Annotated in this window: 15 protein-coding genes; 7 read left to right on the top strand and 8 right to left on the bottom strand. The window is 64.6% G+C overall.

The window, feature by feature from the left end; genetic code table 11:
* The first annotated feature begins 140 nt into the window (after positions 1–140).
* The 5 genes from AB4Y82_RS00140 to AB4Y82_RS00120 all read left to right on the top strand — a co-directional run bounded on the left by AB4Y82_RS00140 (position 141) and on the right by AB4Y82_RS00120 (position 5,480).
* A complete protein-coding gene (locus tag AB4Y82_RS00140) occupies positions 141–1,535 on the top strand; it encodes an FAD/NAD(P)-binding protein (RefSeq protein ID WP_441603389.1) in 1,395 nt (464 codons plus the stop codon).
* Positions 1,536–1,661: 126 nt separating this feature from the next.
* Complete coding sequence (locus AB4Y82_RS00135; protein ID WP_441603388.1) at positions 1,662–2,663, top strand: sulfate ABC transporter substrate-binding protein; 1,002 nt, start codon at positions 1,662–1,664, stop codon at positions 2,661–2,663.
* A 4-nt stretch (positions 2,664–2,667) separates the two neighbouring features.
* The gene (gene cysT, locus AB4Y82_RS00130) at positions 2,668–3,492 is read left to right on the top strand and encodes a sulfate ABC transporter permease subunit CysT (protein ID WP_441603387.1); all 825 of its coding nucleotides are present in this window, start codon (positions 2,668–2,670) and stop codon (positions 3,490–3,492) included.
* Complete coding sequence (cysW, locus tag AB4Y82_RS00125; protein WP_441603386.1) at positions 3,489–4,352, top strand: sulfate ABC transporter permease subunit CysW; 864 nt, start codon at positions 3,489–3,491, stop codon at positions 4,350–4,352. Before cysT ends, cysW begins: the two co-directional genes overlap by 4 nt.
* Positions 4,353–4,361: 9 nt before the next feature.
* On the top strand, positions 4,362–5,480 hold the full coding sequence (locus tag AB4Y82_RS00120) for a sulfate/molybdate ABC transporter ATP-binding protein (protein ID WP_441603385.1): 1,119 nt from the start codon (positions 4,362–4,364) through the stop codon (positions 5,478–5,480).
* Positions 5,481–5,492: 12 nt separating this feature from the next.
* Here AB4Y82_RS00120 and AB4Y82_RS00115 read toward each other — a convergent pair whose 3' ends face one another.
* The 4 genes from AB4Y82_RS00115 to AB4Y82_RS00100 all read right to left on the bottom strand — a co-directional run bounded on the left by AB4Y82_RS00115 (position 5,493) and on the right by AB4Y82_RS00100 (position 8,558).
* Positions 5,493–6,524 carry a C13 family peptidase gene (locus AB4Y82_RS00115; RefSeq protein ID WP_441603384.1) on the bottom strand — a complete coding sequence of 344 codons (1,032 nt, stop codon included), beginning with the start codon at positions 6,522–6,524 and terminating at the stop codon, positions 5,493–5,495.
* 17 nt (positions 6,525–6,541) lie between these two features.
* On the bottom strand, positions 6,542–7,228 hold the full coding sequence (gene mtnC / locus AB4Y82_RS00110) for an acireductone synthase (RefSeq protein ID WP_441603383.1): 687 nt from the start codon (positions 7,226–7,228) through the stop codon (positions 6,542–6,544).
* Positions 7,229–7,347: 119 nt separating this feature from the next.
* On the bottom strand, positions 7,348–7,914 hold the full coding sequence (locus AB4Y82_RS00105) for a 1,2-dihydroxy-3-keto-5-methylthiopentene dioxygenase (RefSeq protein WP_441603382.1): 567 nt from the start codon (positions 7,912–7,914) through the stop codon (positions 7,348–7,350).
* Positions 7,911–8,558, bottom strand: a complete 648-nt coding sequence (locus AB4Y82_RS00100; protein ID WP_441611055.1) for a methylthioribulose 1-phosphate dehydratase — start codon at positions 8,556–8,558, stop codon at positions 7,911–7,913. Before AB4Y82_RS00100 ends, AB4Y82_RS00105 begins: the two co-directional genes overlap by 4 nt.
* Positions 8,559–8,721: 163 nt before the next feature.
* On the opposite strand from AB4Y82_RS00100, the gene AB4Y82_RS00095 reads away from it, so the two are divergent.
* The gene (locus AB4Y82_RS00095) at positions 8,722–9,054 is read left to right on the top strand and encodes a high-potential iron-sulfur protein (RefSeq protein WP_441603380.1); all 333 of its coding nucleotides are present in this window, start codon (positions 8,722–8,724) and stop codon (positions 9,052–9,054) included.
* Between the two features lie 469 nt (positions 9,055–9,523).
* On the opposite strand, the gene AB4Y82_RS00090 is transcribed toward AB4Y82_RS00095, so the two are convergent.
* Both AB4Y82_RS00090 and AB4Y82_RS00085 read right to left on the bottom strand, forming a co-directional pair.
* Complete coding sequence (locus AB4Y82_RS00090) at positions 9,524–10,966, bottom strand: amino acid permease (protein WP_121879474.1); 1,443 nt, start codon at positions 10,964–10,966, stop codon at positions 9,524–9,526.
* Between the two features lie 75 nt (positions 10,967–11,041).
* Positions 11,042–12,547 (bottom strand): amino acid permease, encoded by a 1,506-nt coding sequence (locus AB4Y82_RS00085; protein ID WP_441603379.1) that lies wholly within the window; start codon positions 12,545–12,547, stop codon positions 11,042–11,044.
* Between the two features lie 245 nt (positions 12,548–12,792).
* On the opposite strand from AB4Y82_RS00085, the gene AB4Y82_RS00080 reads away from it, so the two are divergent.
* Positions 12,793–13,326: an NUDIX hydrolase gene (locus AB4Y82_RS00080; RefSeq protein ID WP_441603378.1), complete on the top strand. Its 534-nt coding sequence runs from the start codon at positions 12,793–12,795 to the stop codon at positions 13,324–13,326.
* Positions 13,327–13,335: 9 nt separating this feature from the next.
* Here AB4Y82_RS00080 and AB4Y82_RS00075 read toward each other — a convergent pair whose 3' ends face one another.
* Together AB4Y82_RS00075 and parE are read right to left on the bottom strand one after the other, a co-directional pair.
* On the bottom strand, positions 13,336–13,869 hold the full coding sequence (locus AB4Y82_RS00075) for a 3-hydroxyanthranilate 3,4-dioxygenase (RefSeq protein WP_046971474.1): 534 nt from the start codon (positions 13,867–13,869) through the stop codon (positions 13,336–13,338).
* A 373-nt stretch (positions 13,870–14,242) separates the two neighbouring features.
* Positions 14,243–16,132 (bottom strand): DNA topoisomerase IV subunit B, encoded by a 1,890-nt coding sequence (parE, locus tag AB4Y82_RS00070; RefSeq protein ID WP_204635612.1) that lies wholly within the window; start codon positions 16,130–16,132, stop codon positions 14,243–14,245.
* Positions 16,133–16,275 lie beyond the last annotated feature (143 nt).

Here is a 16,275-nt window from a genome sequence, read left to right as displayed (position 1 = left end):
GATGAGGCGACCGAGCCGCATCACGGTCTTGGGATGTGAAGGCTGTTTTCACCTGGGATTTCTTTCTGGGGGACGCAACGCGTAGTGATCTGCCTGCGGGCAGACCGCCAGGGGTTGGTGTCCCATTCGAGGATCGCGTTATGGCTGATGTGGCAGTGATCGGTGGTGGGGCGGCAGGCGCGGCGGCGTTCGGCGAGCTGCTCGCGCGATTCGATGGCGGCACGGTTCACTGGATCGTCGGTCAGCACGCACCGGGTCGCGGCGTGGCCTATGGCACCAGCGACAACCAGCACCTGTTGAACGTGCGCGCGGCCTCCATGGGCGTGTTCCAGGAGCATGCCGAGGATTTTCTCCAGCATGCATCGCGGCAGCTGGGCCAGGTGAAGGGTACGGATTTTCTACCGCGCCGGCTGTTTGGCGATTTCATCCAGGCGCAGGTTGGCGCGCGTATCGATGCGGCGCGCCGTGCCGGACGCAGTTTTCGTATTCACCCGCAGAGCGCGCGCGAAATCGTGCCGCGCGGCGAAGGCGGCTATGCGGTACGCGTGGGAGCCGATCGCTGGCTGGAAGTGGGTGATGTGGTGCTGGCGGTGGGCGCGCTGGCCCAACGTCCGTTGCGCACCGTCTCGACCACGGCGCTTGCCAGCGGCGCCTATGAACTTGACCCGTGGCGCCTTGATCGCCACCCGCAGGCGCCTCGTCGGGTGGTGGTGATCGGCACCGGCCTGACGGCGGTTGATACGCTGCTGTCGGCGGCCATCAGATGGCCGCACGCCGAACTGGTGGCGGTATCGCGCCATGGCCTGCTGCCGTTCAACCATTCGGCGCTGCCGTTGGCGCCGTATGCGCAGCAGGAGGCGCTCAATCAGGCTCTGCTGGCCAGCGACGGGGCCGCGGCCATGTTCCATCTGGTGCGTCGTGCACTGAGCGACGCTGGCGACACCGACTGGCGCAGCATCATCGACGGCATGCGTCCGATCAATGCCCGGCTCTGGCAGCAGCTCACGCATGCGCGGCGCCGCCAGTTCCTGCGGCATGCGCGCTGGATCTGGGAAGCAGCGCGTCATCGCATGGCGCCGGCCACGGGCGAGGCGATTTACCAGCTGCAGGAAGAGGGCAGGTTGCAGGTGCTGGCGGCACGCGTGCTCGATGTAGACGGCTCCGCGCCGCTGCAGGTGAGTTTGCGCGAACGGGCGACCCAATTGGTCAGCGTGCTGGAGGCGGACCTGGTGATCCAGGCGACGGGCCTGGACACCGCCGTGGCGTACGGCGCCCACGACCTGTTGTCGCAATTGCTGCGCGATGGTCTTGCCACCGCCGACCCCTTGCAGCTGGGCGTGCTGGCCCAGGCCGACGGCCAGCTGGTGCATGCCGACGGCCGCCTGCAACGCGGCCTGTACGCCATCGGATCGTTGTTGCGCGGCAACCTGTGGGAATGCACGGCCATGCCGGAGATACGCGCGGCAGCGCATCGTCTGGCCGTCCATCTGTCACCAGCCGTTGTCACGCGCGAGAGTGCGAGCGAGCTGCCCTGAAGCGCAAATCAGACGATTCTGCGCTGATATTGCGCAGGGTCGCGACATGAGGATATGCCATATTGCGATTTCGTCCGTTCCTCCGCCAACGCTAGTCTGCCGTTTCACCCTTCCGCAGGAGGCGCCATGAAGAAGTCCATCCTCGTACTGCTGGTCGCCATCGGCGTGCTGCTCACGGCCGCCGCTGCCGCCAAGGATGTCTCGCTGCTCAACGTTTCCTACGACCCCACGCGCGAGCTGTACCGCCAGATCAATACGGCGTTTGCCGCGCAATGGAAGGCGCAGCACGGCGACAGCGTCGCCATCCAGATGTCGCATGGCGGTTCGGGCAAGCAGGCGCGTTCGGTGGTCGATGGGCTGCCCGCCGACGTGGTGACCCTGGCGCTGGCCTACGACATCGACGCCATTGCCGATCGCGGCCTGCTGGCCAAGGACTGGCAGAAGAAGCTGCCGAACAACGCCACGCCCTATACCTCGACCATCGTGTTCCTGGTGCGCAAAGGCAATCCCAAGGGCATCAAGGACTGGGCCGATCTGGTGCGCCCGGGTGTGCAGGTGGTGACACCCAATCCGAAATCCTCCGGCGGCGCGCGCTGGAATTTCCTGGCGGCCTGGGGCTATGCGCTCAAGCAGCCCGGCGGCAGCGATGCGACCGCCAAGGCCTATGTGAAAGAGCTCTTCAAGCACGTGCCCGTGCTCGATACCGGTGCGCGCGGCGCCACCAATACCTTTGTGCAGCGTGGCATCGGCGACGTGCTGATCGCCTGGGAGAACGAGGCCCTGCTGGCCCAGCGGCAGTTGGGCAACAACGCGTTCGAGATCGTGGTGCCGTCGATCACCATCGTGGCGGAGCCGCCCGTGGCGGTGGTCGACAGCAATGTCGACAAGCACGGTACGCGTGCGGTGGCGCAGGCTTATGTGGAGTTCCTGTATTCGCCGCAGGGCCAGGAGATCGCCGCGAAGAATTTCTATCGCCCGCGTTCGCCCGAGCTGTCTGCGCGCTACGCCAGCCAGTTCCCGGTCACGCATACCTTCACGTTGAGCGATCTGTTCGGCGACTGGCGCCAGGCGCAGGCGAAGTTCTTCAACGATGGCGGTGTCTTCGATCAGCTGGGCGTGGGTAGCTGAGTTCATGCGTCGACGCGTGCTACCGGGGTTCGGCATCAGCCTGGGCTACGCGCTGGCCTATCTCGGGCTGATCGTCCTGCTGCCGTTGGCGGCCCTGGCGTGGAAAGCGTCGGGGATTGGTGTCGAGGGTCTGCTGCGCCTGCTGTCTTCGCCCCGCACGCTCGCCGCGCTGCGCCTGAGCGTGGTCGGTGCGGTGGTCGCAGCCCTTGTCAACGCCGTCGTCGGTCTTCTCGTGGGCTGGGTGCTGGTGCGTTATCGCTTTCCGGGACGCCGCCTGTTTGACGCCCTGGTAGACCTTCCATTCGCCTTGCCGACTGCCGTAGCTGGCATCGCGCTCACTACGCTGTACGCGCCCAATGGCTGGCTGGGACAGTGGCTCGAACCCTTGGGCATCAAGGTGGCCTATACGCCGCTGGGCGTGTTCGTGGCGATGGTGTTCGTGGGCTTTCCATTCGTCGTGCGTACCTTGCAACCGGTACTGGCATCGCTGGAGAGCGATGTCGAAGAAGCTGCCGAAAGTCTCGGCGCACAACGCTGGCAAACCTTCTTCCGTGTGATCCTGCCGATGCTTGCGCCGGCGTTGCTGACCGGCTTTGCGTTGGCGCTTGCGCGTGCCGTCGGCGAATACGGGTCGGTGATTTTCATCGCCGGCAATATCCCGATGCGCTCGGAAATCGCGCCCTTGCTGATCGTGCAGAAGCTCGAACAGTTCGACTACGCGGGCGCTGCGGCGTTGGGCGTAGCCATGCTGACGATATCGTTTGTCTTGCTGGTGCTGGTGTCCCTGCTGCAGCGCTGGAGCCATCGCTGGCAGGAGCGATCGCTATGAGCGCCGTGATGCGTTCCCGCCCGGTAGGGTGGCCGCGCCGCGTGGTGCACGTGGTGCTGATTGCCCTGGCGCTGGTCTTTCTCGTGCTGTTCCTGCTGCTGCCGCTGGCAACGGTATTCGTGGAGGCTTTTCGGCAGGGCGTGGCGCCATATCTGGAGGCGATCAAGCAGCCCGAGGCGCTGTCTGCCATCAAGCTCACGCTGCTGGTGGCGGTGATCGCCGTGCCGTTGAACCTGGTGTTTGGCGTGGCAGCTGCCTGGGCCATGACGCGCTTCGAGTTTCCCGGCAAGGCCTTGCTTGGCGCCTTTATCGACCTGCCGTTTTCGGTGTCGCCGGTGGTGTCGGGCCTGGTCTATGTGCTGCTGTTCGGTGCGCAAGGCTGGTTCGGGCCGTGGCTGGACAGTCATGGCATCAAGATCATCTTCGCCGTGCCCGGGTTGGTACTGGCCACGATTTTTGTGACGCTGCCGTTTGTCGCCCGCGAACTGATTCCCTTGATGCAGGCCCAGGGTAGCGAGGAAGAAGAAGCCGCACGCGTGCTGGGCGCCAGCAGCTGGCAGATGTTCTTTCGCGTCACCTTGCCCAATATCCGCTGGGCGCTGCTGTATGGCGTGCTGCTCTGCAATGCGCGCGCCATGGGCGAGTTCGGTGCCGTCTCGGTGGTTTCCGGTCATATCCGCGGGCTGACCACGACCATGCCGCTGGAAGTGGAAATGCGTTACAACGAATACGAATACGTCGGCGCCTTCGCCATCGCCTCGCTGCTGGCGATGCTCGCGCTGCTGACGCTGGCGCTGAAATCCCTGCTGGAATGGCGTTACGGCGACGAGATCGCCGCGCACGCTCCCGGTGGCCATTGAGAGTGCGGCATGACGCTTGAATTGTCCCGACTCCATCGTCGTTTCGCCGGCTTCCAGGCGCTGGACGACGTGAGCCTGAGCATCGCCCCGGGCGAGTTCCTGGCCTTGCTGGGGCCGTCGGGTTCGGGCAAGACCACGCTGCTGCGCATTCTTGCCGGCCTGGACTATCCCGATAGCGGCAGCGTGCACAACGACGGTGAGAATTTTCTTGCGCAGCCGGCACGCGAGCGTCGCATCGGCATGGTGTTCCAGCACTACGCCTTGTTCCGGCATCTGACGGTGATCGAGAACATCGCCTTCGGCTTGCGCGTGCGGCCATGGCGGTTGCGCCCGTCACGCAGCGAGATTCGCGCACGCGTCGACCGTCTGTTGCGCCGCGTGCAACTGGAAGGATTGGGTACGCGTTATCCGGCGCAGCTTTCCGGTGGCCAGCGCCAACGCGTGGCGCTGGCGCGCGCTCTCGCCGTCGAGCCCGACATGCTGCTGCTGGATGAGCCCTTTGGCGCGCTCGACGCGCAGGTGCGCGTGACGCTGCGGCGCTGGCTGCGCGAGCTGCACGAGGAACTGGAGCTCACCACCGTATTCGTTACGCACGACCAGGAAGAAGCGCTCGAACTGGCAGACCGCGTGGCCGTGATGAACAACGGGCGCATCGAGCAGGTCGGCACGCCCGAAGTCATCTATCAGCAGCCGGCCACGCCCTTCGTGTGCGAGTTCATCGGCAAGGTGAACCGCTTCAACGTGTGGAGCGGTAGCCAGGGCTTCGCGGCCGGCAGCTGGTCGCTGCAGGATGACCCGTGGCAAGGGCGCTTCACCGAGGCCGTGGCCTATGTGCGGCCCGAACAACTACGGCTGGCGGCGCCGGCCTCGCAACCGGCCTGGGAGGCGCGCCTGCGCCATATCTACCTCGCTGGCAGCGTGGCGCACCTGGATCTTTATGTGGCCTCGCTCGACCTCTCGCTGGAAGCGGACGTGGCCAGTGAAGATCTGTCGCGACTGGGCCTGCAGGCCGGCATGGAGCTGCGTGTCGCGCCGCGCGGTGCGGTGTTGTTTCCGCTCGATCGCGATGGACGGCCGCTGAGCGCGGAACGCTGGATCTGGCAGGCGCGCAGTCCCGTGCCTGCTTAAAGAACTGCGGACTCAGCGCGAACCGGTGGGGCGGTCCAACACGGCTGCCGGGGCGGCCGGCTTGAATGCCACCGCCGGTCCGGGCGTCACGTGCTTGCGCCACAAGGCGAGCTGCGCGGCAATGCCGTCGCCCGCGTTCATCTGCGGCTCGGACGGCGTCAGCTTGTCCTTCGCTTCCCACTGCGCGATTTCAGCGGATGCCTGGCGGAATGCTTCCATGAAGTCCGGCGTGCGATTGAGTCCATCGACCAGCCAGGCGCGACCGAAATAGGTGATGTCCGAATCCGTGCCGCAACCGAACGAGCTGCGATCGGAGCGTGCCGCCGTGATCACCAGCGTGCCGCCTCCTTGCAGTGGTGGCACAAAGCCGCCCGAGTAGCAGGCGTTGACCACCACGACCTTCCACTTGAAGGGACGCTTGCTGAGGATGTCCGACAGATCGCTCGCGCCGATCTGGTCCAGCGGCAGCGGATCCATGTCCACCAGCAGGTTGTGGTCTTCGTCGCCGTGGGTGGTGAGGTAGAGCAGCAGGATGTCTTCATCCGGCTTCATCAGCGTGGCGAGGCCGTCGAGCGTGGCTTCCAGATTGCTCCAGCTGGCCAGCGGGTGTTTTTCCAGCGAACCGGGATTGTTCTCCAGCACCATCACGTGGGTGTCGGCGCCGAAGCGCTGGGGGAACATCTTGGCGGCATATTCCGCTTCATTGCGGAACACATCCTCGCCACCATCGGCGCCGAACGCGACGACGTAGAGGTTGGGGCGACCGGCGGTGCGCGGGCCAAGTTCAGCCAGCGCCTTCTGCACCATCGTCCGCTGGCCGTACATCACCTGCTCGGGCGATGGCGCCTGCGCCGGCCAGTTGTCGCCGGCGGAACTGTCGTCGTCGGTGGTCGCGCTGGTGGTCGCCGGTGTCGGCGCGCTCGCGCCAGCCGCGGGCAGCTGCCCTTGCTCGGCGACGGGCGCCAGGGGCAGGTGATGGGACAGGCCAACCATGAGCAAAACGCCGGCTGCAAATGCGAGCAGGGCGATCAGAGCGGTACGCATGGCGGGAGCCCGTGAGGTCAGAGAACGATGTCGTCGAACGTGCGATAGGCCGGATGGCGCGGCGCATCGGGAATTTCCAGCGGCTCGCGCAACAGCCAGCCGGTGCGCATTCCTGCGTCGCGGGCGGCGTCGAGTTCTTCAACGATGTCCGAAAGGAACAGGATATGCGCGGGTTGCTCGCCGAGCGCTTCGGCAATCAGCTCGTAGGAGCGGCGCTCGCGCTTGGGACCGGTCTCGGTATCGAAGTAACCGGAGAACATCGGCGAGAGGTCGCCCGCGTCGCTATAGCGGAAGAACAGCTTCTGCGCCGGCACCGAGCCTGACGAATAGACATACAGGTGCAGACCGTCCGCGCGCCAGGCATGCAGCTTGGCCGACACTTCCGGATAGACGTGGGCCTGGTAGTCGCCGGCCTCATAGCCTTCCTGCCAGATCATGCCCTGCAGCGCCTTGAGCGCGGTGGACTTGCGGTCCTGCTTGATCCAGCGCAGCAGCAGCTCGATCACCTCCTGGCGCGGCGCTTCGACAATGCCTTCTTCCTTGGCCGCCTCGTGCAGCCAGTGCTGCACCTCGGGCTTGTCGCCGTGCGTCTCGATGAAGGCAGGCAGCCGCTTATAGGCGTACGGAAAAAGTACGTCCTTGACGAAGCTGATCGAGCTGGTGGTGCCCTCGATATCGGTGACGATGGCGCGGATGACGGTCATACACAAAACCGGGAAACAGGAGCGACAAGCTTACCCGGCGCCGGGTCCCCGGGCGAGCGCCGGTACGCCGGTTCATGATCCCGTTCACCCGGCGGCCGCGACGGCGGCCGGGAATCGTCTCAGGCAGCCGCCGTCGAGGCGTGCGGCGTCATGCGGGGAAACTGCAGGGCGATGTCTTCGCCGGTGAACTGCGCCACCCAGCCTTCCTTGTTGGTGAACAGGCGAATGGCCACGAAATAGGGCGATTCGCTCATGTCGAACCAGTGGCGGGTACCGTCCGGCACGCCGATCAGGTCGCCCTGTTCGCACAGCACGTCGTACACCTTGCCGTTCACGTGCAGGGTGAATTGGCCGGCGCCGGCGACGAAGAAGCGCACCTCGTCCTCGCTGTGGGTGTGCTCGCTGAGGAATTTCTGGCGCAGCGTCGCGCGGTCCGGGTGGTCGGGCCTGAGGCTGATCACGTCGACCGCCTGATAACCCGCCTCGGCCATCAGCCGGTCGATGTCGCTGCGGTAGGCGGCGATCACTTCATCCTGGCTGGCGCCGGGAGCGATCGGCTGGTTCGCTTCCCATTGTTCGAAACGCACGCCGATCTTCGCCAGTTCGCGCGAGATGTCCGCGTGCTCGGTATGCACCGACAGCGGGGCTTGCGGTTGGGTGTCGTTGAAAATGCGCAGGCGGCTCATGCGGAGAGGCTCCTCAAGTCGAGTTCGCAGCCGAGCAGGAATTCCAGCGCCTCCAGATGGCGGCGCGTCTCGGCCATGTCGCGGCCCCAGGTGTAGATGCCGTGACCGTTGATGAGATAGGCGTGCAGCGAGCGGCCGCTGTCGAGCCAGGCCTCCACCTGCGCGACCAGCTCCGGCATGTGCTGCGTGTTCGGGAACACCGGGATAGCCAGCTCGGCATCGTGGGTGGTCTGTCCGGCAATGGCCTTCTGCAGCTCCCAGCCTTCCAGCTTCACCACGCCGTCGCGGGCGAACAGGCGCGAGGCCACGCTCTGCGTGCGCGAATGCGTATGCAGGACCACGTTGATCTCGGGAAAGCGGCGGTAGATCTGCGTGTGCAGGTCGGTTTCGGCGCTGGGGCGGGCGCTGGTGCCCACGGCCTGGCCGTTCATGTCGATCAGCATGATGTCGTCGCGGCCGAGCTTGCCCTTGTCTCGACCGGAGATGGTGATCGCGGCGTGATCGCCATCGATGCGCATCGAGAAATTGCTGCTGGTGGCAGGCGTCCAGCCGGCAGCGGCAAGCTCGCGCGCCGCATCGGCAATGGCGTCGGAACGCTCGGCGAACAGCGCGGTGGAGATCGTGTCGGGGAGAACCTGGCTCATGATGTATGGACGTCCAAATGAGTTGGCACTATACCACGCCGGTTTCCGGCATATGCCGAAAATGCGATCCATTCTCACGACTTATCGCTGGCGCGAGTAGCATCGGCAGAAGGTTGGCCACGGGCGTGGCGAACATGAATGTTTCAAGACGGAGGTTGGACCTATGTCGCATGAGAAAGATATCGAATCGCGTCGCCGTTTTCTCAAGGCCGCAGCCGGGACGGCTGTCGCCGCGGCCATGATCGGCTCGCTGCCGCGCGTATCGCGTGCTGCCGATCTGCCGCACCTGGCTGACTCCGATCCGACGGCCAAGGCGCTCGGTTACGTCGAAGATGCCAGCAAATCGACCGATGCCAAGCGCAAGGCGGGCGATGTCTGCTCCAACTGCCAGTTCTATACCGGCGCGGCAACCGGCTACGGTCCGTGTCAGCTGTTCCCGGGCAAGGCGGTGAATGCGAAGGGCTGGTGTGTATCGCACGCACCCAAGAAAGCCTGATCGCAGCACACATCACGCAATCGAAGGCCGGCATGCGTGCCGGCTTTTCTTTGCGCGAGACATCAGCGTCACGCACGCGGCGACGCACATGGCATCGACGGTTTTACTACTTATGGGTAACAACTCGAACCGAAGAACTCGGTGAGAGAGAAGATGCTGCCCAGACGCGTCAGGCCGAGGAGCTGACCCGCCTGACGCGCCGGGCGGCAATCCGGGGCCCACTGCCAAGTGATCAACCCACGGAGCACAGATGATACTCCCGGCCGGGCATTTTTGGGCCCGTGGCGGCCAAAATTTTCTCGAAAAAGTCTCGTTAAATCCAATAAAAACAATAACTTGCTAGACTATTAGAGATTGGCGATCACGAATAGCCTTCCAGGGTCGATCATTCCTTCCTGGGGAGCAGGGTGTGGCTTTTTGGATTTTCGGCGACGTTGGCGGCAGATCGCCGCCAAGATCGCCAGGCCCTTCAGGAAGGGCGGTGGAGGCGGCTGTGGCGGATGCCGTAGCCGAAGTAGATGGCCAGGCCAATGACCGTCCATATGATCATCAACAGCCAATTGAACCAGGCCATGGCGCCCAGCAGGGCCAGGCAGCTGATCACGCCGGCGGGGCAGATAAACCACACCCACGGCACGCGGAAGCCGCGATGCAGCTGGGGTGCCGTGTAGCGAAGAATCAGCACGCCGGCGCATACCGCCACGAAGGCGATCAAGGTGCCCATCGAGGTAAGGTCGGCCAGCAGGTCGAGCGGAAACACGGCAGCGAGCACCGCGATGCCAATGCCGGTGATCACCGTGTTGATGTGCGGCGTGCGGTGCTTGGGATGAATGCGATTGAAGATCGGCGGCAACAGGCCGTCACGCGACATGATCATGAAGATGCGCGGCTGCGCGATGATCATCACCAGGATCACCGACGACAAGCCGATCATCGCGCCGATTTCCACCACCCAGCGCAGCCAGCCCAGTTCCGGATGGTTCTTGATCGCCGTCACCACCGGTTCGCTGGTGCCCAGCTCGGTGTAGGAGATCAGGCCGGTCAGCACCGCCGCCATCGCCAGATAGAGGATGGTGCAGATCACCAGCGACACCAGGGTGCCGAAGGGCAGATCACGCTGCGGGTTCTTGCATTCCTGCGCGGCCGTGGAAGTGGCCTCGAAGCCGATATAGGCGAAGAACACCATCGCCGCGCCGCGCATGATGCCGGACCAGCCGTACTTGCCCGGTGCTTCGTTGGCGGGAATGAACGGATGCCAGTTGGCCGGATCGATGTAGCGATAACCGGCCACCACCACCACGATGATCAGGCCCACCTTGAGCGCCACCATCAACACGTTGAGGCCCGCCGATTCGCGGATGCCGACGTAGCACAGCCAGGTGAGGGCGAGCACGATCGCCACCGCGGGCAGGTTCATCAGATGCCCGGTGGTGACCAGGTGTCCGTCGGTGAAGGCCAGCGGCGCTTCGGTCAGCGAGGTGGGCAGGTGGATGCCCACCTGATCGAGCATGCTGGTGAAGTAACCGGTCCAGCTGGCCGCAACGGCCGAGGCTGAGATGCCGTATTCCAGCACCATGTTCCAGCCGATAAACCAGGCCAGCAGCTCACCGAGCGTGGCATAGGCGTACGAATAGGAGCTGCCCGAGACCGGAATCAGCGTCGCGAACTCGGCGTAGCACAGCGCCGTAAAGCCGCTGCACAGCGCCGCCAGCATGAAGGAGATCAGCACGGCAGGGCCGGCGTGTTCGGCGGCGGCCTGTCCGGTCACCACGAAGATGCCGGTGCCGATCACGGCGCCAATGCCTAGCGCGGTGATGCCCCAGGGGCCGAGGGTGCGGCGCAGAGTGGGGCCGTGGGACGCGTCGTCGGCGTCGGAGAAATCGGTTTTGCGAGCGAATAACTGTTTGAGCATGCGTCGGCCTGGTGCCACGAGAGGCGCGGGATTCAAAACGAGAGGGCCGGCGCTAAGCCGGCCCTTCGTGTCAGATCAGGAGTTTTGCTTGCGTAGCTTGCTATGGGAATACCCATAGAGGAAATAGATGAGCATGCCGATGATGGTCCAGCCCAGCATCAGCGGCCAATTGGCGCGGAACGACTGCCAGAACAGATACAGGCAGATCACCGAACCGAGCACCGCCACCGTCCATACGCCGATCATGCCGCCCGGCACGCGGAACGAGCGCGGCAGTTCCGGACGCGTATAGCGCAGGATCAGCACGCCGATGCACACGGTGGTGAAGGCCAGCAGCGTGCCCATCGAGACCAGCTCACCCAGGATGCTCACCGGGAACAGGCCGGCGATCACCAGCGCAGCGACGCCGGCGATGATGGTGGCGACGTGCGGCGTGCGGTGCGAGGCGTGTACGCGCGACATGCCCTTGGGCAGCAGGCCATCCCGCGCCATGCTGAAGAAGATGCGCGAGGTGCCCAGCAACATCACCAGGATCACCGAGGACAGGCCCGCCAGCGCACCGAACGAGACGATGGCCTTCAGCCAGGTCAGCTGCGGATAGAGGCTCAACGCCGTGGCCACCGGTTCCGGCGTGCCCAGCATGTGATAAGGGGCAATGCCGGTGAGCGTGAGCGCCATCGCGATGTACAACACGGTGCAGATGGCGAGCGAACCGAGAATGCCGATCGGCATGTCGCGCTGCGGGTTCTTCGCTTCGCCGGCGGCGGTGGAAACCGCATCGAAGCCGACGTAGGAGAAGAACACCAGCACCGCGGCGCGGAAGATGCCGCTCGTACCGAAGCGGCCCGGGCCTTCTTCCGGCGGAATGAACGGATGCCAGTTGGCCGGATTGATATAGCGGAACGAGAAGATCAGGAACAGCGAGATCACCAGCACTTTGATCGTCACAATCAGCGAGTTGACGAAGGTGGACTGGGTGATACCCACGTAGCAGAGCCAGGTGAGTCCGGACACGATCAGCACGGCCGGCAGGTTGATCAGCGCACCGGTGGTCACGATCTGGTGCGTGTCGGTGAACTTCAGCGGCGCGCTTGCCAGATAGTCAGGCAGCGCCATCGGGATCCCGGTCCAGTGTCCGAGGATGGAGAGGCACTCGTTGAAATATCCCGACCAGCCTGCCGCCACCGTGGCGACGGCAAACAGATACTCGAGGACGAGATTCCAGCCGATGAACCAGGCGACGATCTCGCCGAGCGTGGCATAGGAGTAGGCGTAGGCGCTGCCCGATACCGGGATCATCGCGGCGAACTCGGCGTAGCACAGGCCCGCAAATGCGCAGGCGATGCCGGCGACGATGAAGCTGATGACCAGGGCAGGGCCCGCGTGTTCGGCGGCGGCCTGGCCGGTGATGACGAAGATACCCGCGCCGATCACTGCGCCGATGCCCAGCGTCACGAGATGACGCGCGGTGAGTACGCGCTTGAGGCTGGTTTCGCCTTGCAGGCCGTCGTGGGGCAGCTCGCCCGCGTCGACGTGTGGCGACGCCTCAATCGGGTGCGTCGCGAACAGGTTTTTAAGCATGTTTCTCCCCTACCGCCGGAATTCTCGTTTCTTAAAAGCGTGAAACCGTGACTTTCGCCATGGCCATTAACGTCGCTTCCCCTGCGACGACGCGGAACCATAGCCCAGCGGGCCTTGGGGGTACAAGCTGCATTGCGGCTGGGCGGGAACGCGCTGCCGGCCCGTGCCAGTCTCGGCGGCGTCTGGAATAATGCGGCCCGCCGTGCCGCAGCTGCGCGGCCGGTTTTGACTGACACGGACTATCGATGGACACGTTGTTTGCACAGCTCCAGAACTATCGCCAGCAATGGCCGCAGGAGAGCGATGCCGGGCATTTCGAGGCATTTCTGGGCGAGGGCCAGCGTGTGTTCTTTCGGGAGGCGCTGGAAGGTCATTTCACCGGTTCAGCGTGGCTGGTGAGCGCCGATGGAGAGCGTGTTCTGCTCACCCATCACCGCAAGCTGGGCCGCTGGCTGCAGTTGGGCGGTCATGCCGACGGCGATGCGGATCTCGCGCGCGTCGCGCTGCGCGAAGCCGAAGAGGAATCCGGTCTGGTTGACCTGAGTGTCGAGGCGGAGCCGTTCGACCTGGATCGCCATCGCATTCCTGCGCGCGGCGAAGAGCCCGAGCACTGGCACTACGACGTGCGTTACGTCGTTCGTGCGGGCGCCAGCGAAGCCTATGTGATCAATGAGGAATCGAACGCGCTGGCATGGCGCTCCATTCGCGATATCGCCGAAGATCCATCGGCGGATGCATCGCTGGCACGCATGGCGCGCAAGTGGTTGTTGCGCGCTTGATCGCTTGCCTCAGGCGGGCTGCCCGGAATATTTCGCCGGCGCCGGATTGAGGTGGCCGCATTCGACGCAGGTACGTGCGTCGATCGAGCGATAGAAACGCTCAAATACCGGCGGAAAATCCCGCTCGATGCTGTCGAGGGTGAAATATTCCTCGTACAGCTTGTGGTTGCAGCGCTCGCAGTACCACATCAGGCCGTCTTTCTCGCCCGCCAGTCGGCGGCGTTCGATCACCAGCCCGATGGATTCGGGCAGGCGTTGCGGCGAATGCGGCACGCACGGCGGCAGATAAAACATCTGGCCGGCGCGGATAGGAATGTCGCGTGCCACACCCTCATCCTGCACCTTCAACACCATCTCGCCCTCGAGCTGGTAGAAGAACTCCGGACCTTCGTCGTAGTGGTAATCGGTGCGGGAGTTCGGCCCGCCCACGATCATCACGATGAAGTCGCCGTCGACAATGCACTTGTTGCCGACCGGCGGCTTGAGCAGATGCCGGTGCTCGTCGATCCAGCGCTGCAGGTCGATGGGAGGCGTGAGGGCCATGGGTGCTCCGGGGGCGGGAGATCATCAAGATAGCGCCGGCGGCATCGTTTGGGAAAGGGTGTCGCACGGTGTAGTTGCGCTGGGGCAAGCGAACGATCGAGGCCGTGGCGCCTCGGAACCCCTCAGGGCCACAGCCAGCCCGCTCTTTGTAGGAGCGCACTTGTGCGCGACCAGCCTACGGAGCGGTACACCTCCGCGCTGCGGTCGCGCACAAGTGCGCTCCTACAAGGGGTGCGCAGAATCTGGAATGCGGATCTTTGTGGGAGCGCACCCTGTGCGCGACAAACCTACGGAGCGATACACCCGGGCGTGGCTGTCGCGCACAGGGTGCGCTCCCACAGACAAGCAGCGGTCTGCAGCTGGGTGAGCGGACTCAGACCTCGAGCGTCGCCAGATCGCCCTTTTCCTCAAGCCACGCCTTGCGATCACTGGCGCGCTTCTTGGCCAGCAACATATCCATCAGCTTGGTCGTGCCGTCGTCACCATCCACGGTGAGCTGCACCAGGCGGCGCGTGTCGGGATGGATGGTGGACTCGCGCAGCTGCGGCGGATTCATCTCGCCCAGGCCCTTGAAGCGGGTGGTGTTGACCTGGCCCTTCATCTTCTCGCGCTGCACGCGTTCGAGCATCGCGTTCTTCTCGTTCTCGTCCAGGCAGTAGAACACCTGCTTGCCCACATCCACGCGGAACAGCGGCGGCATGGCGACGAAGACATGGCCCTCGCGCACCAGCGACGGGAAGTGGCGCAGGAACAGCGCGCTCAGCAGGGTGGCGATGTGCAGACCGTCGGAGTCCGCGTCGGCCAGGATGATCACCTTGCCGTAGCGCAGGCCGGAGAGATCGTCCTTGCCCGGATCGCAGCCGATCGCCACGGCGAGGTTGTGCACTTCCTCCGAAGCCAACACCGAGCCCGACTCCACTTCCCAGGTATTCAGAATCTTGCCGCGCAGCGGCAGGATCGCCTGGAATTCCTTGTCGCGCGCCTGCTTGGCGCTGCCGCCGGCCGAATCGCCCTCGACCAGGAACAGCTCGGTGCGGGTGAGGTCGGTGGCGGTGCAGTCGGCCAGCTTGCCGGGCAGGGCGGGGCCTTGGGTGATCTTCTTGCGGACGACTTGTTTGGCAGCTTTCAGGCGGGCGCTGGCGCGCTCGATGGCGAGCTGCGCGATGCGTTCGCCCAGATCCACATGCTGGTTGAGCCACAGGCTGAAAGCGTCGTGGATGACGTTCTCGACCATGCCCGCGGCGTTGCGCGAGGACAGGCGCTCCTTGGTCTGGCCGGCAAACTGTGGGTCCTGCAGCTTGGTCGACAGCACAAAGGCGAGGCGCTCCCACACGTCTTCCGGCGCCAGCTTCACGCCGCGCGGCAGCAGGTTGCGGATGTCGCAGAACTCGCGGATCGCATTGGTGAGACCCGAACGCAGGCCGTTCACGTGCGTGCCGCCCTGCGCGGTGGGAATCAAGTTGACGTAGCTCTCCTGCACCAGCTCGCCTTCCGGCAGCCAGGCGAGGGCGACGTCGAGGCCGTCCGCTTCGCGCTGGATATGGTGCACGAACAGTTCGGCGGGAATCGCTTCCGCGCCGTCCAGCTCGTCGCGCAGGTAATCGCGCAGGCCGTCCTCGTAGTACCACTCGTTGACTTCGCCGGTCGCCTCGTCGGTGAGCTTCACGCTCAGGCCTGCGCACAGCACCGCCTTGGCGCGCAGCAGGTGGCGCAGCTTCGACAGCGAGATCTTCGGCGAGTCGAAGTATTTCGGGTCAGCCCAGAAGCGCACGGTGGTGCCGGTCTTCTTCTTCGGCACCGAACCGATGATGTCGAGATCGCTGGCGCGGTCACCGTTTTCGAACGCCATGCGGTATTCGTTGCCGTCGCGGCGGATGGTGACTTCCACGCGGTTGGACAGCGCATTGACCACCGACACGCCCACGCCGTGCAGACCGCCGGAGAAGTTGTAGTTCTTGCCGGAGAACTTGCCGCCCGCATGCAGGCGCGTGAGGATCAGCTCGACACCCGGCACACCTTCTTCCGGATGGATATCCACCGGCATGCCGCGGCCGTCGTCGCTCACTTCCACCGAACCGTCGGTGTGGACGATTACGTCCAGCGTCTTGGCGTGGCCGGAAATGGCCTCGTCCACCGAGTTGTCGATGACTTCCTGCGCCAGATGGTTCGGGCGCGAGGTGTCGGTATACATGCCCGGGCGGCGCTTGACGGGGTCAAGGCCAGAGAGGACTTCAATGTCGGCGGCGTTGTAGCGACTGCTCATGGGGAAGGATCGGGTTGGCTAAGACGGGGAGGATGGGTTGCCGGGGGCGGGAAGGTCAAGCGTCCCTTTGTAGGAGCGCACTTGTGCGCGAACCGGCCCGGCCGAAGGCCGGGTCGCGCACAAGTGCGCTCCTACAAGGAGGT

The organism is Dyella sp. 2YAF14 (assembly GCF_052114725.1).
GTDB lineage: Bacteria > Pseudomonadota > Gammaproteobacteria > Xanthomonadales > Rhodanobacteraceae > Dyella.
This window is presented reverse-complemented; position numbering and strand designations above follow the sequence as displayed.